Raw genomic sequence first — 23,998 nt, 5'->3', positions numbered from 1 at the left:
CGTAACAGCACGCACATCACAGGACGGATTTCATGACTGCATCCACCACCATCGCGCGCGATCCTGGCGGGGCCGATTCAGCGGACCGCTCCCCGGTGATCGGATGGCTGGCCGTCGTCGCGGTGATGCTGGGCATCTTCTCCATCGTCACCACAGAAATCCTCCCTATCGGACTTCTGACCAAGGTCGGTGCCAGCTTCACCATCTCCGACGGCATGGCCGGACTGATGATGACCATGCCCGGCTTCCTCGCCGCGATTGCAGCACCCGTCGTCACCGTCGCGACCGCGCGGATCGACCGCCGCTTGATGCTGTGCGCCTTCATGGTCCTGCTCGCCGCAGCGAACTTCCTGGCAGCGGCAGCCCCCGACTACTGGCTGGTCCTGGTCTCCCGCGTCATCGTCGGCATCGTCATCGGCGGTTTCTGGTCCATCGGCGCCTCACTGGCCGAACGCCTGGTACCCGCCGAATCCGCCGGCCGGGCCACAGCGGTGATCTTCTCCGCAGTACCCTTGGGCTCCGTACTCGGCGTGCCGGCCGGCACGCTCATCGGCGATCTGGCCGGATGGCGTACCGCGTTCATCGCCATGGGCGGCTTCACCGTCGGTGTACTCATCATGCTGTTGCTCGTCACACCGCCACTGCCACCTCAGCAGACGACCCGCCTGGACGTCCTCCGCGGCATGTTCAACAGTGTTGCCACCCGATTCGCATTGGTCCTGACCGTTCTGGTCGTGCTGGCGCACTTCGGCACGTACACCTACGTCACCTCGTTTCTTGAGCAGGTCACCGACGTCGGCTCCGGGCTCATCACCGTCTTCCTGCTCATCTACGGAGCAGCGGGTGTCCTCGGCAACTTCCTGGGCGGGTCCCTGGTCGCACGCCACCCACGTGCCACCTTCGGCACCGCCGCCGGCCTGATCGCCGGCGCCACGTCGCTCCTGCCCGTTCTGGGTCATGGGAAAGTCGGAGCGATCGCCCTCCTCATCGTGTGGGGCGTGGGTTACGGGGCGGTCCCTGTCTGCTCACAGACATGGTTCACCAAGGCGAGCCCCGACACCCCCGAAGCCGCTTCCGTCCTGTTCACCGCGTCGTTCCAGGCCACGATCTCCCTCGGCGCTCTGACCGGTGGAGTCGTCGTCGACGCCAGCTCACCCTCGACGGTCATGACTCTGGGAGGCATGACAGCCGCCCTCATGGTCATCGCTGTATGGGCCCACTACGCCCGCCGCCTGACATGGCCGGACAACGCCTGACCCGCCCACGGCGTCCTCTTCGGCTCCGATCCCAAAGCGATCCTGGCCAATCCCCACTGGAGCTGTCGTAGCCGAACGCGTCGATCTCGATCGCCTTGGCGGTCAGCAGGGGAGGGCGAGGAAGTGCGCGGCCGCGCATGCGCGGCCGCGGGGTGTACGTCGTGAGCCGACGGAGGTGGCCTCAAAGGGTTCGCCGAGGGTCGGCACAGTCCGGTACCGCCTCGGTGATCATGGATGGGACGAGCCCGTCCGTGAGGCACGTGCCGGGGCGCCACCTGCGAGGAAGCGGCTGCCGTGGCGCGGGGCGGTCTGGTCTCAGCTCTCCACGAAGGCGAGGATGTCGGCGTTGAGGACCTCGGGGTGCGTCGACAGCATCCCGTGGGGGTAACCCTCGTAGCTCTTGAGCGTGCCGTTCTGGAGCAGTTCGGCGGACTTCGGGCCCGAGTCGGCGTACGGAACGATCTGGTCGTCCGTTCCGTGCATCACGAGGACGGGGACGTCGATCTTCTTGAGGTCCTCGGTGAAGTCGGTCTCCGAGAAGGCCTTGATGCACTCGTAGTGGGCGTTCGCCGCGCCCATCATGCCCTGCCACCACCAGTGGTCGATCAGTCCCTGGGACACCTGGGCGCCGGGCCGGTTGAAGCCGTAGAAGGGCCCGGTGGGGACCTCGATGAAGAACTGGGCCCGGTTGGCGGCCAGGGCCGCGCGGAATCCGTCGAAGACCTCGATCGGGGTGCCCTCGGGGTTGCTGTCCTTCTTCACCATGACCGGCGGGACGGCCGCGACGAGTACCGCCTTGGAGACACGGCCGGGCTTGGCCTGCGCCACATAGCGCGCGACCTCGCCGCCGCCGGTGGAGTGCCCGACGTGCACCGCTCCCTGCAGGTCCAGGTGGTCGGTCAGCACGTTGACGTCGGCGACGTAGGTGTCCATGTCGTGGCCGGTCGAGGGCTGGCTGGAGCGCCCGTGCCCGCGGCGGTCGTGGGCGATGACCCGGTACCCCTTGGAGAGGAAGAACAGCAACTGGGCGTCCCAGTCGTCGGAGCTGAGCGGCCAACCGTGGTGGAAGACGATCGGCTGGGCGTCCCGCGGACCCCAGTCCTTGTAGAAGATGACGGTGCCGTCCGGCGTGGTGACTGTACTCATTGTGGCAGCCCCTGCTGTGTCGGGTGTCGGTGGTGCGGGGTGTGAGTCGAGCCGCGCCCGGGCGAACGCGGTACGGCGGCCGACCCCTGCCCACGCGCGAGCATCTTCTCGGATCAGACCGCTTCCGGCCGTCATGCCACCCGGGCCGCGCTCGGTTTCACTGGGTTGCTTCGACCGCTTGGAGGATGATCTCCACGACCTCGGGTGAGAGAGCATGACCATGTGTGAGGAGTCGGACTCCACGACGTCGATGGCGGCACGGCGGTGACCGAACCGCTGCACGTCGGTCCATGCGGGCTTCGTCTTCCAGTCCCTGGCGGTCGCCTCTGGACGAACGCCGGACCCGCCGGCGTGCCCCGCGACGACCGGTGCGCAGGGCGGCCAGAGCCCGTCCCTCCATGCCCTCCGCCGGCGCGACAGTCAGCGGCGGAGCTGTTCCAGCTGGCGTGGTGTCCGCGGTCGCGGTCGCCCACCGCCCTGCGAGCAGCTCATGGGAGGCAGGCGTGATGGTGAAGGGAACTGTGTCCCCGGGCCTCATTCATCGCATGCGAGGACGATCGTTCGGCTGAAGCCTTGCGTCGCCCTACGCCGTGTAGGCGACCGCCCTCCACGATCACACACCTTGCGGGTTCAGCCCCGGCCGGCATGCCGACCGGGGCTCATTCGCTTCAGTGGGCAGGACGCCGAGAGCCGTGTCCGGTCGGCCGTGCACGCACGGCGGCACCTGATGGACAGTGCACCGAGGGCTTGCTCGCGCGGGGCCGGACGGCATCGGCCGCTCTTCTTCGCGACCCAGCAGCCAGCGACGTGTGATCCGAGCCAGCGAGGTGGGCGTGGGGGAAGTTGATGCCGCCGAAGGTGTCGGCGATGGCGCAGGTGTTGATGGAGCGGGACTCGCGCCGATCGTGGGCGTCGGGGGAGGCGATGTGCGGCACCGGGATCGCGTTCCAGGGCAGGGCGGTGAGCTGCCGGTGGGGCGTGGGCTGGTTTGTCTTGAGCACAGCGATGTAGTGGGCCTTCTTGGCCGTCACGAGCCAGGTGATGTGGCCTTGACCGAGTGCAGGGCGTCGAAGGTGACGATGGTGCCCGCGAATCCCAGGGGCGCCAACAGCGGGCGGACGCACCGGGTTTCGTTCGTCTTCGACCCGACCTCGACCTGAGCGATCGTCGTGACGGGGGCGTGGGTGACGGCCGACAGCAGATGCAGGCCCGGGGCGCCCGAGTGGGCCGAGCCCTTGCAGGTCTTGCCGTTCACGGCGACGACCCGTGCGAAGGGCCGGTCGTCGCGGACTCGGCGGCGCGGTGCTGACCGGCGAGGTAGGCGCTGACCGCCCGGTCGAGGGCGTCACCGCCGAGGGCGGCGAGGACGCGTCCGATGGTCGCCGTCGACGGCGAGCGACGCCAGCCCAGCGGATGCCGGTGCACCCCGAGGGCCGCCAGCACGCTCCGGCAGGCCCGCTGGCCGGACTCGGCTACCTCCCCGATGCCTCCGGCGCCGGAGACCGCCGCACAGGCGTGCATCAGCAAAATCGCGGTGAACGCGCAGGTCAGCGACGCGGCCCTCGTCCAGCGGACCCAGGTTCTCCAGCACGGCAGGGATAGGGGAAGATGCAACAGCAGGCACGGGACACTCTCATGATCATCGGACTCAGGTGCCGGCCCCATATCCTGCGCGGAGTATGGACTTGAGGTTCCGGTCGGCGGCGGAGGCCCAACACTAATGATCATCGAAGTCACCAGGGAGCCCGCAGCATGACCGGCACCACCACGGAGGCCCTTGGCGGGCCGGCTTCAGTCGACCATGCGACACGAAGTGTCACGCGCCCGTTCTACGTATACGCCGTGCTCGCCAACACGCTGTTCCAGCGCGGCGTGTTCGTCCTCTTCCTTCAGCAGCGAGGCTTCTCCGCCGGGCAAGTGGCCCTACTGCAAACACTGCTCTACCTGGTCAGCGGACTTGCGGAGTTGCCGACGGGAGTCATCGCCGACCGAATCGGCAGGCGCGCCAGCATCGTGATCGGCCAGACACTGATAGCCGGCTGTCTGCTCGGTCAGGTGGCGTTCTCCAACTACTGGGTGTTCCTGGCGCTGTTCATCGGGCAGGGTGTGGGCATGGCATGTGTGTCCGGTTCGGACACCGCCCTGTTGTACGACCTGCTCGTGCGTCGTGGTGCAACGGCAAGCTACGTCAAGATCAAGTCCCGGTTCACCATGCTTGGGACGGTCACCTCGGGAGCCGCCATCGTCCTCGGCGGCCAACTTCAGCGGATTTCCTGGGGAGTCGTCTACGTCGGTTCGGCGGCGTGCCTCGCCCTGGCCGTGGTGGTGCTGCTGGCACGGGTGCCCGAGATCCGCGGCGCGGACGCGGTGGACGAGCAGGACGGAGCCGAGGAGGGGCACGGCGACGCCACAGCATGGCGGGCGATGCTTCGAGTCGCCACACCGGCGCTCGTGACGCTTGTCGTGGTGTCCGGATTGATGCACGCGACTTTGACGCCGTACATCATTTTCACGCAGAAGACCCTCTCCGACCAGGGAGCGGGCACCGCATTGGTCAGCGTGGTCATATCGGCGGGATTCTTCGCCGGCGGGCTCACTCCACTGCTGTCGGACCGCGCGGACCGACGCATCGGGTACCAGGTCATAGTCCCGGTGTCTCTCCTGACGCTCGCCGCGGCACTTGGCCTGAGCGGCCTGGGCCTCGTCTGGGTCACCATCGCCGCGTTCCTGGCCCTGGTGGGGATTCCCGAGATCACCGCCGTGATCGTGGACAACGTGTTCAACGAGGCCGTGCCGTCGCGCCACCGGGCGAGCCTGCTGTCGATGATCGCATTCGTGGAGTCGGCGCTCATCGGCATCGGCTATCTCGTCCTCGGCGCGCTCATGGACGGGCTGGGCTCCAGTGTGGGCATGGCGACCTATGCCGCGGTCCCCCTGCTGGCATGTCTCCTGTGGCTCCCGGTGCTCTTCCGAGGGGCACGGGTGACCACCGGGATCGAGAAGCCCGCCGACCGGAAGGCATCCTGAAACAGGCCGTCTCGCGCAACGCCCCTGCCCGATGGCAGGGGCGTTGCGCGTTGACTGTCAACCAGCCCTCCAAGCACGGAACTTGAAACTGCCCTGGGCGCCACGGGCACGTGCCTGTGCGTATCGGTGCCCTCGCGGCGCAGAGCCGCCGGCAACCGGTCGAAGGTACGCGGGCTCAACCCGGTGAACGGGGCTGGCCAGGACGCGTGCGCTTCCCTCGGCAGGTGCGAAATCCCTTTGCCGGACACCCCGGGGGGCTCAAGACTGAGGACATGCTTGGATTCGTCAGGACGGACAACGAGGCCCTCGTCTTCTGTTTGGGCGACCCGCAGCGCGCGGTGGCGGCATACCACGAACTCCTGCGGCGTGCCGGGGGCGCGGTGAGCGCCATTCGTACTGGACTGCACCACGACGATCCGGCAGTCCGCGAAGGCTGCTGTCGCCTCCTCGACCACCTGGTCGACACAGAATCCATGGACGACCTCATCGCCATGGCCGACGACCCCGACGCCCGGGTCAGGATCTCGGCCTTCCACGCCCTGGCCTGCGACCGGTGCAAGGGCGACACCTGCGCACCTGGCGCGGACCGGGTCCTGCACCCCGCACTGCGGCACCTGGCCTCCGACCCCGACCCGCATGTCCGGAGCATGGCCGTCGAACTCGTCGGCAAGTTCGCCCACACCGATGTCCGCGCCATCGCCGCCTTGCGAGCGTCCCACACCCAAGACGCAAGCCCGGCGGTCCGCAAGAAGGCGGGCTGGTACGTGCCAGGCGGTACCATATACGAACGAACCGCCCCACGCGGTCTCAAGTAACGCGGCAGCCCTCAGACGGCCCTCGTCAGATTGCGGACGGGATCGGGACCACCGGCAGGTGAGCAACAGGATCTGCAACACCGGGCATTCGCCACTCGCTACGACAAGCGCGGCTACGTCTACCCCCGCACCGCCACAGCAGAGCCCTCACCATCTGCCTGCGAACGTGATCGGCCGGACGAGTCCTGGACGTTCCCCCTGTCGCACTTGATCTTGGTGTTTTGGCTGCCCTGGCACTTCACGACCGGGGGTGACCGCTTGTTACTGTCTCCGATCATGCGAGCCCTCTTCCCAGGATCCTTCGACCCGGTCACTCAAGGGCACCAGGACGTACTCCGGCGTGCTGCCCTGCTGTTCGACGAGGTCGTCGTGTGCGTGATGTTCAATCCGAACAAGGCCGGCCGCTTGCCCATCACGGAACGGCTGGAGCGGCTCCGCGCGGCGGCAACCGGCTTGGGCAACGTCACGGTCGACTCCCACACCGGCGGCCTGCTGGTCGACTACTGCCGCCGAGTCGGGATCGATGTCGTCCTTCGCGGGGTCCGCGGCGTTCGCGACCTGGACTACGAAATGCCGATGGCCCGCATGAACCACGAGTTGGCCGGAGTCGAGACGTTCTTCATCGCTGCCGACCCCGCCCTGGCCCACATCTCCTCCACCCTCGTGACTGCGATGAGTCAACGGGACCGTGTCCCTCACGATGCGGTGAGCGAGCTTCTTCCAGCAGGTGGGGGCGACAGCGGGGGTTCCTGAGACAGGATCTCCGAAACCTCCGCCGCGGCTCGGTCGATCCACCAGACTTGCTCTTGTTTCCCGACGGAGAAGGGCCGGCAAGCATGGCGAACAGCGCACTTCTGGTGATGGACGTCCAACGGGACGTCGTGGCCATCGCCGACGACGGTTCCGGATACCTGCGGCGCTTGCGCGCGGCGATCGACGGTGCCCGGGCTGCCGGCATCCCCGTGATCTACGTGGTGATGGGATTACGGCCGGGCGATCCGGAAGTCAGCCCTCGCAACAAGGTGATGACACATGTCGTGCGGGCCGGCCTGTTCACCGAAGGAGCCCCTGGCACCGAGATCCATGACGATATTGCGCCCCAGCAGGGCGACGTGATGGTCACCAAGAGGCGGGGGAGCGCGTTCTCGGGCAGCGACCTCGACTTGGTACTCAGGGCTCGCGATATCGACAGCCTTGTTCTCACCGGCATCGCCACCAGCGCTGTGGTGCTGTCCACCTTGTGGCACGCCATCGACTTGGACTACGGCCTCACCGTCCTGACGGATGCCTGCCTCGACACCGACCCCGAGGTGCACCAAATGCTTACCGAAAAGCTGTTCCCGCAGTGGGCAGATGTCTTCACCGTCGAGGACTGGCTCAAAGCCATCGCACCTCAATAGCGTCGCGGGCGTGTAACGGTCCCGGTATCGGCCATCCCATCATCAGTGCCCAGCGCGATCATCAGGTGCGACTCCAAACTGCGGCGAGTCCTATCGTCGCACTGGGCCATCGGCGGTTCGGGGAGGAAGCCGGGATACGACATGCTGCGGCTGCGCACTGTTCCTGCTCAGTTCGCCGAGTTGGACGACGCTGCCGCCCGCAACCAGATGCGGCACGCCTGGTCGCTGCAGTGACCCGCCAGTGCCTCGGTAGGATGCGCCGGTGAACACGGAGTCGAGCGCAGGGCGCCGATCGCGGCGGCGCGCAGGAGCCGCGGCGGGCGCGAACGCCACGGCCGGCGACCCGCACGCGCCGGCCGCCGGTCAGCCCGCCGCCGACGCCTCCACCAACGACCTCCCCGTCTTTCCGGGGGACCTGCCGGCCTTCGCGGTCCAACTGCGCCGCATGCACGGTGAGGTCGGGCGGGTCATCCATCAGTACGCGGCCCGCCGTAACCTGCACGCCACCGACGTGCAGGCGCTGGCCGCCATCCTCGACGCGCCCGAGCCGATGACCCCCAGCAGGCTGCGCGCGATCCTCGGTCTCACCTCGGGCGCCGTCACGGCCTGCATCGACAGGCTGGAGCGCGCCGGGCAGGTCCGCCGGGTGCGTGAGGACGCCGACCGCCGGGTGGTGCACCTCCACTACGCCGCCGACGCCCGCGCGGCCGCCCGGACCCATTTCCGGCCCCTGGCCGACGCCCTGCGCCAGGCCGGAGCGGACTTCGACGCGAACGAGCTGAGCGTGGCCCTCCGGTTCCTGACCGCGCTGAACGACGCACTCGCCCAGGTCTCCGGGGAGTCCGCCGGCCGCTGAGGCGCCTTGGCGGCCCCGAGCACGGCCAGCATCCCGACCTGAAGTCCGGCACCCGCGCCGGAAGGCCTGCCCCCGCGCCTGAAGTCCGGCATCCGCGCCGGAAGGCCTGCCCCCGCATCGGAAAGCAGGCCCCCGCATCCGATCCACCGGCACATGCCGAAGCACCGATGACACTGTCTTGAGGTTGATATTGCTCAATAATCGAGATTGTTTACCGTCGAGGTTTCCCGCCGCCCGCTCCAAGGAGTCACATGACGCCCCCGCACCCCCGAACCCGCGGGCTCGTCCCGCTCGCCCTGATCGCCGTATGGCTGGTGGTCGGGGCGCTGTTGGGGCCCTTCGCCGGACGGCTCGGTGAGGTGGCCACCAACGACCAGGCCGCCTTCCTGCCCCGTAGCGCCGAGTCCACCCGGGTCCTGCGGGAGCAGACCGCCTTCCGGCAGCGCGAGACCCTGCCGGTCATCGTGGTGTGGACCGCCGAGGGCGGGGGGCCCGTCACCTCCCGGCAACGGCCGGCCGCCGAGGCGGTGGCCGCGCTCGCCCGCATGTCCGGCACGGCCGGATCGCCTTCCCCCGCCCTGGCCTCGCGGGACCGCGCCGCGCTCCAGGCCGTCGTGCCGCTGCGCCCCGATCTGGGCGACCGGCTCGCCCCCACGCTCGAACGGGTACGGGCGGCGGCCGAGAAGGTGCCCGGCACCCGGGTGCAGCTTGCCGGGCCGGCCGCGACCCAGGCCGACCTGGCGGACGCCTTCTCCGGTATCGACGGGGTGCTGCTCGCGGTCGCCCTGGCTGCCGTCCTGGTCATCCTGCTGCTGGTCTACCGCTCCCTGCTGCTGCCGCTCGTCGTCATCGCCGGCGCGGTGTTCGCCCTCGGGGTGGCCTGCGCGGTGGTGTACACGCTGGCCGACCACGGCCTGGTGCGCGTCGACGGACAGGTGCAGGGCATCCTGTCGATCCTCGTCATCGGCGCCGCGACGGACTACGCGTTGTTGGTGACCGCACGCTGCCGGGAGGAACTGGCCGGTGGCCGGGACCGGCACGACGCCGCTCGCGCCGCCTGGCGCCGCTCCGCCCCGGCCGTCCTGGCCAGCGCGGGCACCGTCGCCCTGGGTCTGATCGCGCTGCTGCTGAGCGACCTCACCAACAACCGGGCCCTCGGACCGGTCGGCGCCGTAGGGATCGTCTGCGCCGCCCTGAGCGCACTCACCTTCCTGCCAGCCGTCCTCGCCCTCCTCGGCCGCCGCGCCTACTGGCCCGCCAAGCCCGTCGGCGGGACCGGCGCGGCCGGAGTGTGGCAGCGTGCCGCCCGCTTGGTCGACCGGGCGCCGCGCCGGGTGTGGGCGCTCGCCCTGACCGGACTGCTGGTCTGCTCGGCGGGCGCCCTCACGCTGGACTCGCGGGGCGTGCCGCTGGACGAGACGTTCGTACGGCACGTGCCGTCCGTGGCCGCCCAGCAGACCCTGGCCCGGCATTTCCCGGCCGGCGCCGGCACCCCCGTGGTGATCCTCGCCGACGCCGCCTCAGCCTCCCGGGTGGCACGCGCCGTACGCGACACTCCCGGCATCGCGGCGGTGACCGCCACCGGTGCCGCGGGCCGCCCGACCGACGAGCCGCGTGCCGTGGACGGCCGAGTGAGGTGGGAGGCGACCGCGAAGGCGGCTGCCGACACCCAGGCCGCCCGCGACACCGTGGCCCGGCTGCGCGCCGGACTGCACGCGCTGCCCGGCGCGAACGCCCTGGTGGGCGGCTACACCGCGCAACAGTACGACACCCTGCGCGCCGCCGAACGCGACCGCGCCGTCATCGTCCCGGTAGTACTCGCCGTCATCCTCGCCATCCTCGTGCTGCTGCTGCGCTCCGTCGCCGTGCCTGTCCTGCTGGTGCTGACCGTCGCCCTGAACTTCACCGCGACGCTCGGGGTGGCGGCGCTGGTCTTCGGCGGTCTGTTCCATTTCAGCGGCACTGATCCGTCGGTGCCGTTGTACGGATTCGTCTTCCTGGTCGCCCTCGGCGTCGACTACAACATCTTCCTGATGTCCCGGGTCCGTGAGGAGACGCTGCTGCACGGCACCCGTGAGGGCGTCGGACGTGGGCTCGTCACCACCGGCGGTGTCATCACCTCCGCCGGAGTCGTGCTCGCCGCGACCTTCGCCGCGCTGGGCGTGATCCCGCTGGCGTTCCTGGTGCAGATCGCCTTCATCGTCGCCTTCGGCGTACTGCTCGACACCCTGGTGGTGCGCTCCCTGCTGGTGCCGGCGCTCGTACGGGACGCCGGGGACCGTGCGTGGTGGCCCACCCGGCCCGGCGCCGGGGAGCGGGACAGCCGTCCACCGGCTCCGGGCGGGCGGCCCCCGGCCGTCCTCCGGCGGGAAGACGGCGCCTGACGGCCGCCGCTGTGGCGCCCTCCGGCGCCGGGGGAGGGGCGGGACGGGGCGGCTGCGATCCGATGCAGACCCGATGCGAGTTGCCGCCCCGGGGCTCCCGGACGGACCGTGGCCGCAAGGCGTCGAGCCACCCCGGAAGGAGCAGGTCACATGACGGCACTTGCTGTGACCGAAGCCGAGTCCGTGCCCATGCCGTCCCCGGACGTGCCCATACCGTCCCCGGACGACGAACTGGCCTCCCGTTTCGCGGCCGGGGACGAGGGCGGCATGGAGGCGGTCTACCGCCGCTGGTCTCCTCTCGTCCTGTCACTGGCCCGGCAGTCGCTGGGCGACGGCGCGGAGGCCGAGGACGTCACCCAGACGGTGTTCCTCGCCGCCTGGCGCGGACGCCACGGCTACCGACCGGGCCGTGGCCCCCTGCCCGCCTGGCTCGTGGGCATCGCCCGCCGCAAGATCGCCGACGCCCTGTCCGCCCGTACCCGGCGCACGGACGCCGCCGCCGCGGCGGCGCGCGAGTCGCACGGCCCACCGGAGCCGTCGTACGCGCAGGAGGAGGTCCTGAACCGCGTGGACGTCACCCGCGAACTGCGCCGCCTCCCCGAGGCCCAGCGGAGGGTGCTGTGCCTGGCCTTCTACGGTGACCTGACGCAGACGCAGATCGCCCACGTCACCGGCTGGCCGCTGGGCACGGTCAAGAGTCACGCCCGGCGCGGCCTGCTGCGCCTGGGCCAGAGCCTGGTCGAGGAGGCCACGGAATGAGCCCGCTGACCATCTGCGCAGGACGAAGGACGACCGACAGGGGCGACGGGAAGCGGCCCCTGGCAGGCCGGCCGGCGCAGACGCTGCGGGCCTCTCCACCTCCGCACGTGCGCGTACTCGTCGCCGAGCCCGTCCGCGCGGACTCCGGCGCGCGTGGACCGGGGGACAGGAATACTTGACCACCGTGAACCCCCCAGCGGAGCCCCCCTCCGAACCGCTCGCCATACCGGGCGGAGCCGGTCTGACCACCGGTGTACTGGCCCGGCGCCTCGGCGTGTCACCCATGACCCTGCGCTCGTGGGACCGCCGCTACGGCATCGGCCCGACCGCCCGCACCGAGGGCGGACACCGTCGCTGGACGGCGGCGGACGTGGCCACGGTCGAGGAGATGTGCCGACTGACGGCCACCGGCATCCCGCCGGCCGACGCGGCCCGCGCCGCCCGTACGGCCGCTGCCGGCCCGTCTTCCGGGAGCGAAGCCGTCACCGCTCCGCCGCCCGCGGGGCGGTCACGGGCCGCCGGCGCGCTGCCCCTCGGCGATGTGCGCCAGGAGTGCCGCGGCCTCGCGCGCGCCGCCGTACGGCTGGACGCCCCCGCGCTCGAAAAACAGCTCGCCGCCGCCGTCGAACGCCACGGCCTCGTGGTCGCCTGGCAGGAGGTGATGGTTCCCACCCTGCACGCCGTGGGACGCCGCTGGGCCTCCTCCGACGACCAGTACGTCGAGGTGGAGCACCTGCTCGCCTGGCACGTCTCCACGGTGCTGCGCCGCAGCACGCCGCCCGCCGCCCCCGTGGCTCCCCCCGGAGCCGGCTGCATCCTGCTGGCCTGCGTCCCCGGCGAACAGCACACCCTGCCCCTGGAGGCGCTGCACGCGACGCTCGGCCGGGAGGGGCTGCCGGTGCGCATGCTGGGTGCCGCCGTTCCCGTCGAGGCACTGGACGCGGCGGTGCGCCGGCTCGGCCCGGTCGCCGTCGTGCTGTGGGCCCAGGAGACCACGCGGGCGGCCCCGGCCCTGGCCCGGCACGTGGCCGGGCTGCGCTGGGGCATGAAGGGCACGCGGCGCGGCCCCGCGGTGCTGCTGGGCGGTCCCGGCTGGAGCCGGACCCAGCCCCTCGTCGGCCTCAGACCGGCCGGGCTGGCCCAGGCGGTGGAGGCACTGCGGGCGCTCTGCGCCGCGGGGTGAGCGGCGCACACGTCTCGGTCCTCCCTCCGCCCGCCAGCTAACCTCGGCGGGCCATGCGTGCCGCGCGGGGCGACGTGGCCACCAGCCGCCGTACCCCGACGCGACGCGAGGTGGAGCCGGACGTCGCGACGACGCCCGCCCGCGCGCAGCGCAGCCGCAGATTGGGGCTGCTGTCTCCCGCGACCGGGGCCCGCCAGGCCCAGGCGGACGGCGTCCGGGGTGCTGCCGTCCCGAGTCGGTGCAGAGCCATCCGCCGTGCCGCCTCCGACCGGTGACCGCAGGCGCGAGGACGGCCGCGGAAGCCCCCGTGCGCCGCTCAGCCCGGGAACCGGCCGGTGGACCGCAGCTGCCAGCGCCGCTCGGCATAGGCCAGGTCATCGCGCCACAACCGCCCGGCCGTGGCGCGCAACAGCGGACGCAGCAGGGGAGCGATCCGGCGGGCGGCGGCGAAGCCCGGACGGTGCGAGGCGGCGACCACCGCCTCGATCACGGCGGTGCGGGGCCGGCCGGCCCCGTCCGCGCCGAGCGGCGTGGCATGGGTCTCCACGACGGACCCCGCGCCCTCGCCCTCGGTGATGTGCATGACGACCGTGCGGGGCTCGGGGGCGAAGAAGACGGCGCGGACCGGCACGACCAGCCGGCCCGCCACCTTGAAGGACACGTCGACCGTCAGCGCGTCCAGCCCGTCGTCCGCCGCACCGGCTCGATCGCCGGGTGCGTCGACCACCGTCAGGTCGACGAACGAGTACGGGTGGAACCAGGCCCCGTGCCACGGGTCGAGCCGGTTGGCCACCACGTCCTCGGGCTCGCAGACACCCACTGCGGTGTAGACGGCGTCCAGAGCGCCCGGTCGTGCGGGCCGCCGCGGTACGACCGGTGTGTCCAGCGGTTCCTCGCCGCCCGCCTCGTCCAGGCGCACCCAGACCAGCACCCCGTCGTCGTGCACCGGCAGCGGCGCCCAGCCCGCGTACGGGCCGCCGTCCAGCGCCAGCCCGTGCCAGTGGCACACCAGCGTGCCGCAGCGCACCGGACTGTCCGCCAGCGGCGCCCCCAGGTGAGGGCAGACACCCGGGCCGCCGACGAGGCGCCCGCCCGGCCCCCGCCACACCACGACCTCCTGCCCCGCCACGGTCCGTGCCAGCTTGCCGTCCCCCCGCAGGGCGCGGGAGGCGCCGACCACGAACCAGTTGCCGGACGGACGGGCCCGCGCCCGCTTCAGTGCCCCGGCGATCACTCCGGGCCGCGCCTCGCGCCAGGTGGGCCGCTGCCCCTCCCACGGCACGGCACGGCGGCGCAGCGACAGCGGAAGACGACGGCGGCGGTTCACGCGACCTCCTCGGCGGAGCGGACGGCCGCCGCCGGGAGCACGGCAGCGGGCAGGGCGCGGGTGCGCGCGGGCGGCTGCGCGCGCGTGCGCAGGCGGACCGCCGCCACCCGGACCAGCCCGTCGGCGGCGACGACCGCTCTGCGCCGTCGCGACACCACCGACCGCCGGTGCAGCACGGCCCAGCCGTCGCGGGCCACGGCGTCCAGGATGCCGCCGTACAGGACGGCCGCGGTGCGGATGCAGGGCCTGGACACCGCTTCGAGCAGGTCGACACCGGGCATCGCCGCCCGGTACACCCCGCGGGTCAGCTCCGCGAACTCCCTGAGCGCGGCGGTGATCCGGCGGTCCGGGCGGCCTGTCGCGCGGCTGCGGACCAGCAGCTCCCGGTCGACGCCGTGACCGGCGAGCAGGTCGGCGGGCAGGTAGACGCGCCCCCGGTCCAGGTCCTCGCCCACGTCCCGGAGGAAGTTGCTCAGCTGGAAGGCGACGCCGAGCGCCGCGGCGTACGGCTCGGCCTCCTCCCGCGGCGCCACCGTGCCCAGCACCGGCAGCATCTGGAGCCCGATCACCGCGGCCGAACCGTGCATGTACGCGCGCAGGTCCGCGTAGGTGGGGTAGGCCGTCACGGTCAGGTCGGAACGCATCGCCGTCATGAAGTCCCGGAAGTGGACGTGGTCGATGGCGTAGCGGCGGGCGGTGTCGGCGAGGGCGTGCGCCACGGGCTCCTCGCTGCCGCCCCGCCGCAGCCCCTCCTCCAGTTCCTCCTGGAGCCGGGTCAGCGCCCGCACCCGCGCGTCGGCTCCGGTGCCGGGCGCGAGCGAGTCGACGATGTCGTCGGCCCAGCGGGCGAAGCCGTACAGGGCGTGCACGGCGGGCCGGCGCTCGACGGGCAGCAGCCGGGTGGCGAGGAAGTAGGTCCTGCCGTGCCGCGCGTTGAGGGCGCGGCAGTGGCGGTAGGCCGCGCGCAGCGCCGGATCGGTGATCCCCGCCGCGTCCAGTTCCCGGTCGGTCATGCTGTCCTGCCTTCGGTCGTGGGGGCCGGGAGGTTCTGCGGCGGCCGGGGCCGTGCCGCGGCAGCCGGGGGACACGGCGGGGAGAGCGGCGGCTGCTGCGCGGCGGCGGTCCGGCCGGGAGGTGTGTCGCACGCTCGCGGCGCGGTCGCCGGCTCCGGTCCGCCGGACTGGGACGCGGACGGATCCGGGAAGCCGGTGGACGCCCGGCCGCCGGTCCGGTCGGGGAGGGCGGCGCTCGCGGCGGGGCGCGAGGGGCGTGAGCGGGGGTTCCCGCGCCTGGGCGTTCCCGTGACGCGGGCCGCGGCCAGCTTTCCCGACAGCAGCACGGTCGGCACGCCGACGCCGGGTGTGGTGCCGCAGCCGGCCAGTACGGCGTTCTCGGTGCCGCGCACCAGGTTGCGCGGCCGGAACGGCCCGGTCTGCGCGAAGGTGTGGGCGGCGGAGAAGGGTGTTCCGGCGGCGTGCCCCTGGGCGTGCCAGTCGGCCGGGGTGACCAGACACTCCTCCTCGACGGCGTCCGCGATGCCCTCCAGTCCGCGCCGATCGAGTTCGCGCAGCAGCGTGTCCCGGTAGCGCGGGCCGAGGTCGGACCAGGCCGCCGCGTCCGGGCCGATGTCGGTGTTGGGGCAGGGGGCGAGGATGTAGTGCAGGTGGCGGCCCGGCGGCGCGAGGCCGGGATCGGTGGCGGTGGGGCGGGTGACGAGCAGGGAAGGGTCGCTCATCAGCCGCCCGGCGCGGGTCAGTTCGTCGAATGTGGCGTGCCACGCCGCCCCGAACGAGATCGTGTGGTGGGCGAGGCGGGACCAGGTGCGGTCCGTGCCGAGGTGCAGCACGACCGCGGAGGGCGAATGGCGCAGTCCCAGCGGCCGGCGTGGCCTGCGGCCGAGCAGCCGGTAGGCGGCGGGCAGGTCCGGGGTGAGGACGACCGCGTCGCACGGGACGCGGCCCGCGTCGGTGACGACGGCCGTGACGCGCTCGCCGGACCGCTCCAGGCGGGTCACCCGCTGCCCGTACCGCAGGTCGGCGCCGGCCGCGGCGGCGGCGTCCGCCATGGCCCGGGGCAGGGCGTGCATGCCGCCCCGGGGGAAGTACACGCCCGCGACGGTGTCCATGTAGGCGATGACCGCGTACGCGGCCAGCGCCCGCTCCGGGGGCACACCCGCGTACAGGGCCTGGAAGGAGAACACCCGGCGCAGCCGCTCGTCGTTCAGGAACCGGCCGATCCGCCCGTCCAGGCGGCCGAAACCGCCCAGGGCGGCCAGCCGGGCGAGATCGGTGGTGAGCAGGCCGAGCGGTGAGTCGAAGTTGGCGTCGATGAACCGGCGCATCTGCGCCCGGTACAGCCGCTCCAGCCAGTCGCGCAGCCGCCGGTAGCCCGCCGCCTCGGCCGCCCCGGCGAACCGCTCCACCTCCGCGGCCATCGCGTCCGCGCCGGTGTGCACGTCGAGACTGCTGCCGTCCGCGAAGCAGGCCCGGTAGGCCGGGTGCAGGGGGATCAGCTCGACCCGCTCGTACAGGCTGTCCCCGACGGCGGCGAACGCCTCGTCGGCCAGGTCGGGCATCGTCAGCACGGTGGGCCCGGTGTCCATCCGGTACCCGGCCAGGTCCAGGCGTCCGGCCCGGCCGCCGGGCAGGTCCTCGCGCTCGACGACGGTGACCCGGCGTCCGGCGCCCAGCAGGTGCAACGCCGCCGACAGTCCGGCGAGTCCGGCGCCGACGACCACCACGTGGTCCGTGGGCCCGGGCAGGGTGCGGGTCACCGGCCGCTCCCCGCGCCGCCCCGGGGATGGGGCGCGTACGGGCCCTGCGCGGGCCGCGGCCGTACGGCGGCCTCCCCGCCGGGCCGCGCCCCGGCCGTCGCGAGCAGCAGAGCACGCAACGGCCCCGCTCCTTCCGGGTCGAGCAGGGCGCCGTCGAAGTGCCGCAGCCCCTGCGCGGCGAGCCGGTCCAGCTTGGCCTCCACGGTGGCGCGCGCGCCCGTCGCCACGAGCACGTCCCGCACCTCGTCCAGGCCGCGCTCGCTGAGGGCGGCGTCACCGAATCGCCGGTCCAGCATGGCGAGCGCGGCGTCGTCGCCGGCGGCCTCGGCCCGCGCGCGGGCGACCGCGACCAGATAGGTGGGCTTGCCCTCCCGGATGTCGCCGCCACACGCCTTGCCCGTCTCCAGCGGGTCCCCGAAGACGTCGTCCAGGTCGTCGCGCAGCTGGAACGCCATCCCGACACAGCGTCCGGCCTCGCGCAGCCGACGCAGCGTCACCTCGTCCGCGCCCGCCACGGCGGCTCCCAGGGCGAGGGGCCGCTCGACCGAGTACAGGGCGCTCTTCAGGCGGGCGGCGCGCAGCACGCGGGCCGGGGACCGCGCCGCGGTGACCTGGCCGTACAGGTCCAGGTACTGGCCCGCCACCATCTCCGTGCGCATGTCGCTCCACAGCCGCCGCACCACCACCCCCGTCCACGCCGCCAGCGGCGTCTCCGCCACCAGGTCGTCGGCCCAGGCCAGCGCCAGGTCCCCGGCGAGCACCGCCGCCGACTGCCCGAACCGCCGGGCCCGCTCGGGCCCCACCCGGTCCTCGTGCCCGGCGGCCAGGTCGGTGTGCAGCGTGGGCCGGCCCCGGCGCAGCGTGGCCCGGTCCATCACGTCGTCGTGGACGAGCGCGCACGTCTGGAGCAGTTCCAGGGCGCCGCCGATCCGCAGGGCCGCGGTCGCCGGGGCCGGGTCCCGGCCGGCGCAGGCCCGCGAGGCCCACCACACCAGCTGCGCGCGCGTGCGCTTACCACCCTCCAGAGTGAAGCGCGCCACCCGTTCGGCGACGTCCCGCGCGAACAGCGGATCCGCCAGCCGTGCGCGGCGCAGGCGCTCCGCCAGCACATGGTCGAGCACCCGGCCGACGGCGCCGGGCACGTCGACGTCGGTCCGGCGCACATCGGCGGAGCCGGTCGGAAGCGGCCCGCCCGCCGTGGAGCACGCCTCGGTCCGGTCCTGCCCCACGCCGTCGCGGGCCACGGGCCCGCGCGGGAGCGAGGCCACGGCCGCTGCCGCGATCGGCCGCGGCGGCGAGGCCGCAGGGTGGTCCTTCGCGTGGGTGGGACGCATCCCGGTTCCCTCCGTCGTGTCTGTGTCCGTCGTTCCCGTACGGACTGCTTCGGCGCGGGCGGCGGGAACGGATGCGCGAACTCCCCGGGTGATCGTGCCGCCGTCGACTGATCCGCCCCACTCCACGGTGCTGTGTCCGGCGCTCGTCCGCTCGCCGCCGGGGGCGCCCTGCATCCGCCCGGGTACACAATCCGGAAGAGCAGGCCGGGACACCCCGGGAGACGGGCACCTTGTTCCCGGCGGTCCGACACCGTCACGGGACCCGCCGCCGCGCGTGGTGCCCGGATCGGACCGGAAGACCACCGAGGACCGGAGGACCACCGAAGAGAGGACCGGAGGACCACCGAAGAGAGGACCGGAAGACCACCGAAGACCGGAAGGCCGCCGATGACCGGAAGACCACCGAAGAGGGGAGACGCTGTGCCGGAAGCGGACGTGGCCGTCGTGGGCGCGGGCGCGGCCGGGCTGTCGCTGGCCCACCGGCTCGCCGAAAGCGTCCCCGGCCTGCGGACGCCGTCCGTGGTCCTGGTGGACGCGCCGCCGGGCCCGCTGCGTCCGCCACCGCGGACCTGGTGCTACTGGACGGCGGAACCCGGACGGTTCGACGCGGCGGTGCGGGCCGAATGGCAGCGGCTGAGGGTGCGCCCGCGCACCGGCGCCCCGGTCGAAGGGAACATCGCCCCGCTGCGGTACCGCATGATCCGCTCCGACGACTTCGAACGCGTCGTCTCCCGCGACCTGGCCCGCAGCCCCACGGTACGGCGCCTCGAAGCGACCGTCGAAGCGGTCGAGGACGTACCCGGCGGGGCGCACGTCCACCTGAGGGACCCGGACAACCGGACGCGGGTGCTGAGCGCCCGCTGGGTGTTCGACTCGCGCCCTCCCGGCAGCCTCCCGGCCGCCCGCACGACCCTGCTCCAGCACTTCCACGGCTGGTTCGTACGCACCGCCCGGCCCGCGTTCGACCCGGCCGTCGTCGAGCTGATGGACTTCCGCACCCCACAGCCCGCCCACGGCCTGTCCTTCGGCTACGTCCTGCCCACCGGCCCCTGCGAGGCGCTCGTCGAATACACCGAGTTCTCCGCGCACCCCCTCACCCCGGACCGCTACGAGGCCGCCGTCCGCCACTACGCCGACGACATCCTGCGGCTCGGCGAACACCAGGTGCTGGCCGGCGAGACCGGCGTCATCCCGATGACCGACGCGTCGGTCCCGCGGCAGACCGGCGCCTCCGTCTTCCGCATCGGCGCCGCCGGCGGAGCGACCCGCCCCGCCACCGGCTACACCTTCGCCGGGCTACAGCGCCAGACCGAGGCCGTCGCCGCCGCCCTGCGCCGCGGACGCCGCCCGGCGCCCCCCGCCGCCCATCCGATGCGCTCGCGCCTCATGGACGCGGTCCTGCTCCGCGCCCTGGACAGCGGCCGGGCCGACGGCCCGGAACTGTTCTGCCGCCTCTTCGCCCGCGTGCCCATGGCACGACTGCTGCGCTTCCTCGACGGAGACACCCGCCCGCACGAGGACCTGTCCATCGGCCTGCGCACGCCCGTCGGACCGATGCTGCGATCCGCCCTGGAACTGCCCCGCCTGCCCCGCCGCCCCTTCGACCTGCCCACGGCTCCCGCCGCCCCCAGCCTCCCCCCGACGGAGACCGCATGACGCCGCTGCGCGACGAGTACCTCGCCGCCGCTCCCGACCACGCCTCCCGCAGCCACGACGGCACGCACCAGACCCGCGCCCTGCCCCGGCCGGGCCGGCGGACAGGCCTCGCCCCCACCACGGTCACCCACCGGCCGCACGACCGCAGGGAGGACACATGAGGGCGACACACCGGGGCGCCGCGCGCCGGGGGCGCGACCGCCGGGCCCGCATCCTGCCCGCCCGGCCCGGCGCGGCACGGGTGGCGGGAAACCCGCCGTCGGTGGCGGTGATCGGCGCGGGCATCGCCGGCCTCGCCGCCGCCACCGCGCTCGCCGAGCGCGGAGTGGCCGTCACGGTCTACGAGAAACGGCCCTACCTCGGCGGGCGGGTCGGCGGCTGGCCGACCGAACTGAGCGACGGCACCACGGTGACCATGAGCCGCGGCTTCCACGCCTTCTTCCGTCAGTACTACAACCTGCGCGGACTGCTGCGCCGGACCGACCCCGGCATGGAGCGGCTCACCGGCCTCCCGGACTACCCCCTGCGCCACGCCGACGGCCTTCACGACAGCTTCCGCCGTGTCCCGCGTACCCCGCCGCTCAGCGCGCTCGGTTTCGTGGCGCTCAGCCCCTCCTTCCGGCTCGCGGACCTGCGCACCATGGACCCCGTGGCGGCCCTGCCCCTGCTGGACGTGCGTGTGCCCGAGGTGTACGACCGGCTGGACGGCACCAGCGCGCACGCCTTCCTGGACGCCGTACGCTTCCCCGAAAGCGCCCGCCACCTGGCCTTCGAGGTGTTCTCCCGCAGCTTCTTCGCCGACCCGCGGGAGCTGTCGGCGGCCGAGATGGCGCTGATGTTCCACATCTACTTCCTCGGTTCCGCCGAAGGGCTGCTGTTCGACGTGCCCCGCGCCCCCTTCCCCGCCGCCCTGTGGGACCCGCTCGCCGGTTATCTGGCCCGGCACCACGCGGAGGTGCGTACCGGCACGTCCGTCGAACACGTCGCGCCCACCCCGGACGGCGCCCTGGTGGTCGCCTCCGACCGGGACGAACGTCCCTACGACGGCGTCGTCCTCGCCCTGGACAGCGCGGGCCTGCGCACGCTGGTCGAACGCTGCGGAAACCTGGGCGACGCGTCCTGGCGCGAGCGGATCGGACGGCTGCGCACCGCCCCGCCCTTCCTGGTGAGCCGGCTGTGGCTGGACCGGCCCGTCGCCCCCGACCGGCCCGGCTTCCTCGGCACCGGCGGCTTCGGCAGCCTCGACAACATCAGTGTGCTGGAACGCTACGAGGACCAGGCCGCCCGCTGGAGCGCGCGCACCGGAGGATCGGTCGTCGAACTGCACGCCTACGCCGTACCCCCCGGAGCCGCCCGGGACGTCGAACAGAAGCGCCTCCTCGGCCAACTGCACCGCGTCTACCCGGAGACCCGCACGGCCACGGTCGTCGACGCCCGTCACGAGTGGCACGAGGACTGCCCCCTGTTCCCGGTGGGCGGCTACCGCGACCGCCCCACCGTCCGCACCCCCCACCCCCGACTGGTCCTGGCCGGCGACCAGGTCCGCACCGGCCTGCCCGTGGCCCTCATGGAACGGGCGGCGACGAGCGGTTTCCTCGCGGCCAACGCCCTGTTGGAGGGGTGGGGGGTGCGGGGGCAGACGCTGTGGACCGTCCCGGACCGCGGACGGAGCGCGGTCCTGAGGACCCTGGCCGCATGGGGGCGGACGCGCGACTGAACGGCTTCCCCGGACCGGACCACCCGGTGCCGGGGCGAGGGAGGCGGCGGGAGCCGCACGCGGACGACGCGGAGCCGGTGACGACCGCGCCGCACCTCCGGTGCACTTCGAGGGTTCGTAGCGCGGACCGCTTGCTGCCGCGCCGTCCATCTCGGGCAGCGCGGCAAGCATCTCCTCCGCTGGAACAGTTCCCACAACCAGCCCGGCACCAGCCGCAGGGCCCCGGCCGACGCCGCCAACAGGCCATGCACCGACGGGTCTCAGCCATTCGCGCAATGCAAAGGAATCTGTGCACAGGACTCTTTGCAAAGAAGTCTGTGTCAGCTAGCTTGGGTTCATGGAACATCCCGAACAGCCCTCCCAGGTCGAACTGAACGCCCGCAACCTGCGGGGCGTCGCGCATCCGCTGCGCGTGCGGATACTGACGGTTCTGCGGACGGAGGGGCCGGCCACGGCCACCACGCTCGCCCGGCGGCTCGACCAGAACACCGGCGCGACCAGCTATCACCTGCGCCAGCTCGCCGAGTACGGCTTCATCGTCGAGGCGCCGTCACAGGGCGGCGGACGCCGTGAGCGCTGGTGGCAGGCGGCGCACGTCAACACGGTCGTCCCGGACGACTCGGTGCTGGCGGGCGGGGAGGGCCTCGGCATCGCCTACTTGCAAGCCCTCAGCCGGGTCTGGTCCGACGCGATGACGACCGCCGTCGAAGCGACCGCCTCGCTGCCGCCGGAGTGGCGCGATGCCCAGGACTTCGGCGACTACGTGCTCACCCTCACCCCCGCCGAGGCCAAAGAGCTGTCGGCGGACATCCACCGGCTGCTCCGCCGACGCAACTCCGCGCCGCAGTCGGCGGGTTCGCCGCTGCCCGAGGGCGCGGCGCGGGTCGCCTTCCAGTTCCAGTTGTTCCCCACCAGTGCGGACCGGCACGTCTCCCACCCCCCGGACTCGGAGTGAGAAAGATGACCTCTCGGCACACGGCCGCCCAGCAGGCGGCCGACAGCGGTACACGCACGCCCTCCCCGGACGCCCCGGCCGACGGGCCCCGGGTCCTTCGCGGACTGGTCGGCATGCTCTCGGCCAACGCGGCGGCCCTGTCGGCCAACCGGGTGCTCTCCATCGCCCTGCCCTGGTTCGTCCTGACGACGACCGGCAGCGTCGGCAAGACCGGTCTGGTCGCCTTCTGCCAGATAGTGCCGTACGTGATAGCCCAGGCGCTGGCCGGGCCGATCATCGACCGGGTCGGCCCCAAGCGCATCAGTGTCGCCGGCGACCTGGCCTCCACCGTCGCGACGGCCACCGCTCCGCTGCTCTACCTCACGGGACACCTGTCCTTCGGCCTGCTGCTGGGATTGCTGGCCGTGGTCGGTGCGGCGGACGGCCCGGCCAACGGGGCCAAGGGGCTCTTCGTGCCGGCGGCGACCCGCGCGGCCCGGGTGCCGCTGGAACGGGGGACCGGCCTGTCGGCGGCGGTCGAGCGGACCGCGACGACCATCGGGCCGGCCATCGCCGGTGTGGTCGTCGCCTCCTTCGGCAGTCTCTACGCCCTGTGGATCACCGCCTGCCTGTTCGGCGTGTCGGCGCTGGTCGTCTCCACCACCCTCAGCGACCCGGCGCCCGAGCCGCACGAGAGGCCGGTCGAGGAGGCCGAGAGCTACCTGTCACGGCTGCGCCAGGGCGCCGTGTTCCTGCGCGACGCGAAACTGCTGCGGTCGATCGTGGGCATGCTCGCCGTCACCAACCTGCTCGACCAGGCGTTCATGTCCGTGCTGCTGCCGGTCTGGGCGAAGGAGACGGGCAACGGCGCGGAGGCCGTGGGCCTGGTGGTCAGCGTCTTCGCCGCGACATCGATCGTCGCCGCGCTGGTGGCCGCGGGAGTGGGCGAGCGGCTGCCCCGGCGTGCCGTCTACCTGATCGGCTTCACGCTGGGCGGCGTCCCGCGCTTCGTGGCCATGGCCACCGGCGCGCCGCTGTGGCTGGTGCTCGCGGTGCTGGCGCTGGGCGGCCTGGGGTCGGGCTTCGTCAACCCGATCGTCGGGGCCGTGACGTACGAGCTGATCCCCACCCAGTTGCTGGGACGGGTCAAGACGCTGGCCCAGGCCGTCACGTGGGCGGGCATCCCGTTCGGTGGGCTGCTGGGCGCGGGACTGGTGACGGTGGCGGGCACCTCGGGTGCGCTGTGGATCGTGGGCGGGCTCTACCTCGTCGCCATCGGCGTGCCGGCCCTGAACCGGGAGTGGGCGGGCATGCGCAAGCGGACGGTGTCCGACGCGAGCCCTGCCGGCGCCACGCACGAGAACGGGAGTGCGGCCGGTACGGCTTCCGTCTCCGAAGCGGAGGCGGCCGGGGCGGTCGCCTGAGCCGCGG

General features: G+C 72.8%; 23 protein-coding genes and 1 pseudogene. 14 read left to right on the top strand and 10 right to left on the bottom strand.

The window, feature by feature from the left end:
* Window positions 1-32 precede the first annotated feature (32 nt).
* Window positions 33-1,256, top strand: a complete 1,224-nt coding sequence (locus AQJ11_RS13525) for an MFS transporter (protein WP_208616498.1) — start codon at window positions 33-35, stop codon at window positions 1,254-1,256.
* 315 nt (window positions 1,257-1,571) lie between these two features.
* Here AQJ11_RS13525 and AQJ11_RS13520 read toward each other — a convergent pair whose 3' ends face one another.
* The 4 genes from AQJ11_RS13520 to AQJ11_RS13510 form a co-directional block, all read right to left on the bottom strand.
* Window positions 1,572-2,402, bottom strand: coding sequence for an alpha/beta fold hydrolase (locus tag AQJ11_RS13520; RefSeq protein WP_059263186.1), 831 nt, complete (start codon window positions 2,400-2,402; stop codon window positions 1,572-1,574).
* A gap of 668 nt (window positions 2,403-3,070) precedes the next feature.
* A complete protein-coding gene (locus AQJ11_RS50970; protein WP_244218218.1) occupies window positions 3,071-3,433 on the bottom strand; it encodes a hypothetical protein in 363 nt (120 codons plus the stop codon).
* Window positions 3,430-3,657, bottom strand: a complete 228-nt coding sequence (locus AQJ11_RS50965) for a hypothetical protein (protein ID WP_244218217.1) — start codon at window positions 3,655-3,657, stop codon at window positions 3,430-3,432. The genes AQJ11_RS50970 and AQJ11_RS50965 overlap by 4 nt, the downstream gene beginning before the upstream one ends.
* On the bottom strand, window positions 3,654-3,923 hold the full coding sequence (locus AQJ11_RS13510; RefSeq protein WP_107120826.1) for a hypothetical protein: 270 nt from the start codon (window positions 3,921-3,923) through the stop codon (window positions 3,654-3,656). The genes AQJ11_RS50965 and AQJ11_RS13510 overlap by 4 nt, the downstream gene beginning before the upstream one ends.
* Before the next feature lie 231 nt (window positions 3,924-4,154).
* On the opposite strand from AQJ11_RS13510, the gene AQJ11_RS13505 reads away from it, so the two are divergent.
* Window positions 4,155-5,429, top strand: coding sequence for an MFS transporter (locus AQJ11_RS13505; RefSeq protein ID WP_208616497.1), 1,275 nt, complete (start codon window positions 4,155-4,157; stop codon window positions 5,427-5,429).
* Window positions 5,430-5,542: 113 nt separating this feature from the next.
* Here AQJ11_RS13505 and AQJ11_RS50960 read toward each other — a convergent pair.
* Window positions 5,543-5,662, bottom strand: a pseudogene (locus tag AQJ11_RS50960) (IS5/IS1182 family transposase); the annotation flags it as partial.
* Between the two features lie 39 nt (window positions 5,663-5,701).
* Between AQJ11_RS50960 and AQJ11_RS13500 the strand changes: the two are divergent.
* From AQJ11_RS13500 to AQJ11_RS13470, 7 genes are all read left to right on the top strand, one after another.
* Window positions 5,702-6,244 carry a HEAT repeat domain-containing protein gene (locus AQJ11_RS13500; RefSeq protein WP_059263185.1) on the top strand — a complete coding sequence of 181 codons (543 nt, stop codon included), beginning with the start codon at window positions 5,702-5,704 and terminating at the stop codon, window positions 6,242-6,244.
* A 276-nt stretch (window positions 6,245-6,520) separates the two neighbouring features.
* Window positions 6,521-6,997 carry a pantetheine-phosphate adenylyltransferase gene (gene coaD, locus AQJ11_RS13495; protein ID WP_063807683.1) on the top strand — a complete coding sequence of 159 codons (477 nt, stop codon included), beginning with the start codon at window positions 6,521-6,523 and terminating at the stop codon, window positions 6,995-6,997.
* An 83-nt stretch (window positions 6,998-7,080) separates the two neighbouring features.
* Window positions 7,081-7,644: a cysteine hydrolase family protein gene (locus AQJ11_RS13490; protein WP_059263184.1), complete on the top strand. Its 564-nt coding sequence runs from the start codon at window positions 7,081-7,083 to the stop codon at window positions 7,642-7,644.
* Between the two features lie 415 nt (window positions 7,645-8,059).
* Window positions 8,060-8,500, top strand: coding sequence for a MarR family winged helix-turn-helix transcriptional regulator (locus tag AQJ11_RS13485; protein ID WP_059263454.1), 441 nt, complete (start codon window positions 8,060-8,062; stop codon window positions 8,498-8,500).
* Between the two features lie 251 nt (window positions 8,501-8,751).
* Window positions 8,752-10,884, top strand: coding sequence for an MMPL family transporter (locus AQJ11_RS13480; RefSeq protein ID WP_059263183.1), 2,133 nt, complete (start codon window positions 8,752-8,754; stop codon window positions 10,882-10,884).
* A 150-nt stretch (window positions 10,885-11,034) separates the two neighbouring features.
* A complete protein-coding gene (locus AQJ11_RS13475) occupies window positions 11,035-11,643 on the top strand; it encodes an RNA polymerase sigma factor (protein WP_398780394.1) in 609 nt (202 codons plus the stop codon).
* Between the two features lie 184 nt (window positions 11,644-11,827).
* On the top strand, window positions 11,828-12,826 hold the full coding sequence (locus AQJ11_RS13470) for a MerR family transcriptional regulator (RefSeq protein ID WP_244218216.1): 999 nt from the start codon (window positions 11,828-11,830) through the stop codon (window positions 12,824-12,826).
* Between the two features lie 37 nt (window positions 12,827-12,863).
* Here the strand turns inward: AQJ11_RS13470 and AQJ11_RS49210 are convergent, their stop codons facing one another.
* The 5 genes from AQJ11_RS49210 to AQJ11_RS13450 form a co-directional block, all read right to left on the bottom strand.
* Window positions 12,864-13,076, bottom strand: a complete 213-nt coding sequence (locus AQJ11_RS49210) for a hypothetical protein (protein ID WP_159061661.1) — start codon at window positions 13,074-13,076, stop codon at window positions 12,864-12,866.
* Window positions 13,077-13,142: 66 nt separating this feature from the next.
* Window positions 13,143-14,153, bottom strand: coding sequence for a Rieske (2Fe-2S) protein (locus tag AQJ11_RS13465; RefSeq protein ID WP_059263181.1), 1,011 nt, complete (start codon window positions 14,151-14,153; stop codon window positions 13,143-13,145).
* The gene (locus tag AQJ11_RS13460; RefSeq protein WP_059263180.1) at window positions 14,150-15,166 is read right to left on the bottom strand and encodes a phytoene/squalene synthase family protein; all 1,017 of its coding nucleotides are present in this window, start codon (window positions 15,164-15,166) and stop codon (window positions 14,150-14,152) included. Before AQJ11_RS13460 ends, AQJ11_RS13465 begins: the two co-directional genes overlap by 4 nt.
* Window positions 15,163-16,926 carry a phytoene desaturase family protein gene (gene crtI, locus AQJ11_RS13455; RefSeq protein ID WP_059263179.1) on the bottom strand — a complete coding sequence of 588 codons (1,764 nt, stop codon included), beginning with the start codon at window positions 16,924-16,926 and terminating at the stop codon, window positions 15,163-15,165. The genes AQJ11_RS13460 and crtI overlap by 4 nt, the downstream gene beginning before the upstream one ends.
* Entirely contained in the window at window positions 16,923-18,260 is a 1,338-nt protein-coding gene (locus tag AQJ11_RS13450; protein WP_059263178.1) for a polyprenyl synthetase family protein, read from the bottom strand. The genes crtI and AQJ11_RS13450 overlap by 4 nt, the downstream gene beginning before the upstream one ends.
* Window positions 18,261-18,680: 420 nt before the next feature.
* On the opposite strand from AQJ11_RS13450, the gene AQJ11_RS13445 reads away from it, so the two are divergent.
* The 5 genes from AQJ11_RS13445 to AQJ11_RS13430 all read left to right on the top strand — a co-directional run bounded on the left by AQJ11_RS13445 (window position 18,681) and on the right by AQJ11_RS13430 (window position 23,991).
* Entirely contained in the window at window positions 18,681-19,916 is a 1,236-nt protein-coding gene (locus tag AQJ11_RS13445; RefSeq protein ID WP_059263177.1) for a lycopene cyclase family protein, read from the top strand.
* A complete protein-coding gene (locus tag AQJ11_RS49205; RefSeq protein ID WP_159061660.1) occupies window positions 19,913-20,077 on the top strand; it encodes a hypothetical protein in 165 nt (54 codons plus the stop codon). Before AQJ11_RS13445 ends, AQJ11_RS49205 begins: the two co-directional genes overlap by 4 nt.
* Entirely contained in the window at window positions 20,074-21,633 is a 1,560-nt protein-coding gene (locus tag AQJ11_RS13440; RefSeq protein WP_208616496.1) for an FAD-dependent oxidoreductase, read from the top strand. The genes AQJ11_RS49205 and AQJ11_RS13440 overlap by 4 nt, the downstream gene beginning before the upstream one ends.
* 337 nt (window positions 21,634-21,970) lie before the next feature.
* Window positions 21,971-22,588, top strand: a complete 618-nt coding sequence (locus tag AQJ11_RS13435) for a winged helix-turn-helix domain-containing protein (RefSeq protein WP_014670288.1) — start codon at window positions 21,971-21,973, stop codon at window positions 22,586-22,588.
* Window positions 22,589-22,593: 5 nt separating this feature from the next.
* Window positions 22,594-23,991: an MFS transporter gene (locus AQJ11_RS13430; protein ID WP_059263176.1), complete on the top strand. Its 1,398-nt coding sequence runs from the start codon at window positions 22,594-22,596 to the stop codon at window positions 23,989-23,991.
* The last annotated feature ends 7 nt before the right edge of the window (window positions 23,992-23,998 follow it).

The sequence above is a fragment of the Streptomyces corchorusii genome (assembly GCF_001514055.1).
Classification (GTDB): Bacteria; Actinomycetota; Actinomycetes; order Streptomycetales; family Streptomycetaceae; genus Streptomyces; species Streptomyces olivaceoviridis.
Note: the sequence above shows the minus strand (reverse complement) of the source record. Positions and strands in the feature narration are given on the sequence as shown.

Bases quoted from the DNA above. Each gene is read 5' to 3' on its own strand.
- AQJ11_RS13430 (WP_059263176.1), top strand. From the start codon at position 22,594: ATGACCTCTCGGCACACGGCCGCCCAGCAGGCGGCCGACAGCGGTACA.
- AQJ11_RS13510 (WP_107120826.1), bottom strand. From the start codon at position 3,923: ATGCACGCCTGTGCGGCGGTCTCCGGCGCCGGAGGCATCGGGGAGGTA.
- AQJ11_RS13520 (WP_059263186.1), bottom strand. From the start codon at position 2,402: ATGAGTACAGTCACCACGCCGGACGGCACCGTCATCTTCTACAAGGAC.
- AQJ11_RS13435 (WP_014670288.1), top strand. From the start codon at position 21,971: ATGGAACATCCCGAACAGCCCTCCCAGGTCGAACTGAACGCCCGCAAC.
- AQJ11_RS13460 (WP_059263180.1), bottom strand. From the start codon at position 15,166: ATGACCGACCGGGAACTGGACGCGGCGGGGATCACCGATCCGGCGCTG.
- AQJ11_RS13475 (WP_398780394.1), top strand. From the start codon at position 11,035: ATGACGGCACTTGCTGTGACCGAAGCCGAGTCCGTGCCCATGCCGTCC.
- AQJ11_RS13440 (WP_208616496.1), top strand. From the start codon at position 20,074: ATGAGGGCGACACACCGGGGCGCCGCGCGCCGGGGGCGCGACCGCCGG.
- AQJ11_RS13490 (WP_059263184.1), top strand. From the start codon at position 7,081: ATGGCGAACAGCGCACTTCTGGTGATGGACGTCCAACGGGACGTCGTG.
- AQJ11_RS13525 (WP_208616498.1), top strand. From the start codon at position 33: ATGACTGCATCCACCACCATCGCGCGCGATCCTGGCGGGGCCGATTCA.
- AQJ11_RS13500 (WP_059263185.1), top strand. From the start codon at position 5,702: ATGCTTGGATTCGTCAGGACGGACAACGAGGCCCTCGTCTTCTGTTTG.
- AQJ11_RS49210 (WP_159061661.1), bottom strand. From the start codon at position 13,076: ATGGCTCTGCACCGACTCGGGACGGCAGCACCCCGGACGCCGTCCGCC.
- AQJ11_RS13505 (WP_208616497.1), top strand. From the start codon at position 4,155: ATGACCGGCACCACCACGGAGGCCCTTGGCGGGCCGGCTTCAGTCGAC.
- AQJ11_RS49205 (WP_159061660.1), top strand. From the start codon at position 19,913: ATGACGCCGCTGCGCGACGAGTACCTCGCCGCCGCTCCCGACCACGCC.
- AQJ11_RS13450 (WP_059263178.1), bottom strand. From the start codon at position 18,260: ATGCGTCCCACCCACGCGAAGGACCACCCTGCGGCCTCGCCGCCGCGG.
- coaD (WP_063807683.1), top strand. From the start codon at position 6,521: ATGCGAGCCCTCTTCCCAGGATCCTTCGACCCGGTCACTCAAGGGCAC.
- AQJ11_RS13480 (WP_059263183.1), top strand. From the start codon at position 8,752: ATGACGCCCCCGCACCCCCGAACCCGCGGGCTCGTCCCGCTCGCCCTG.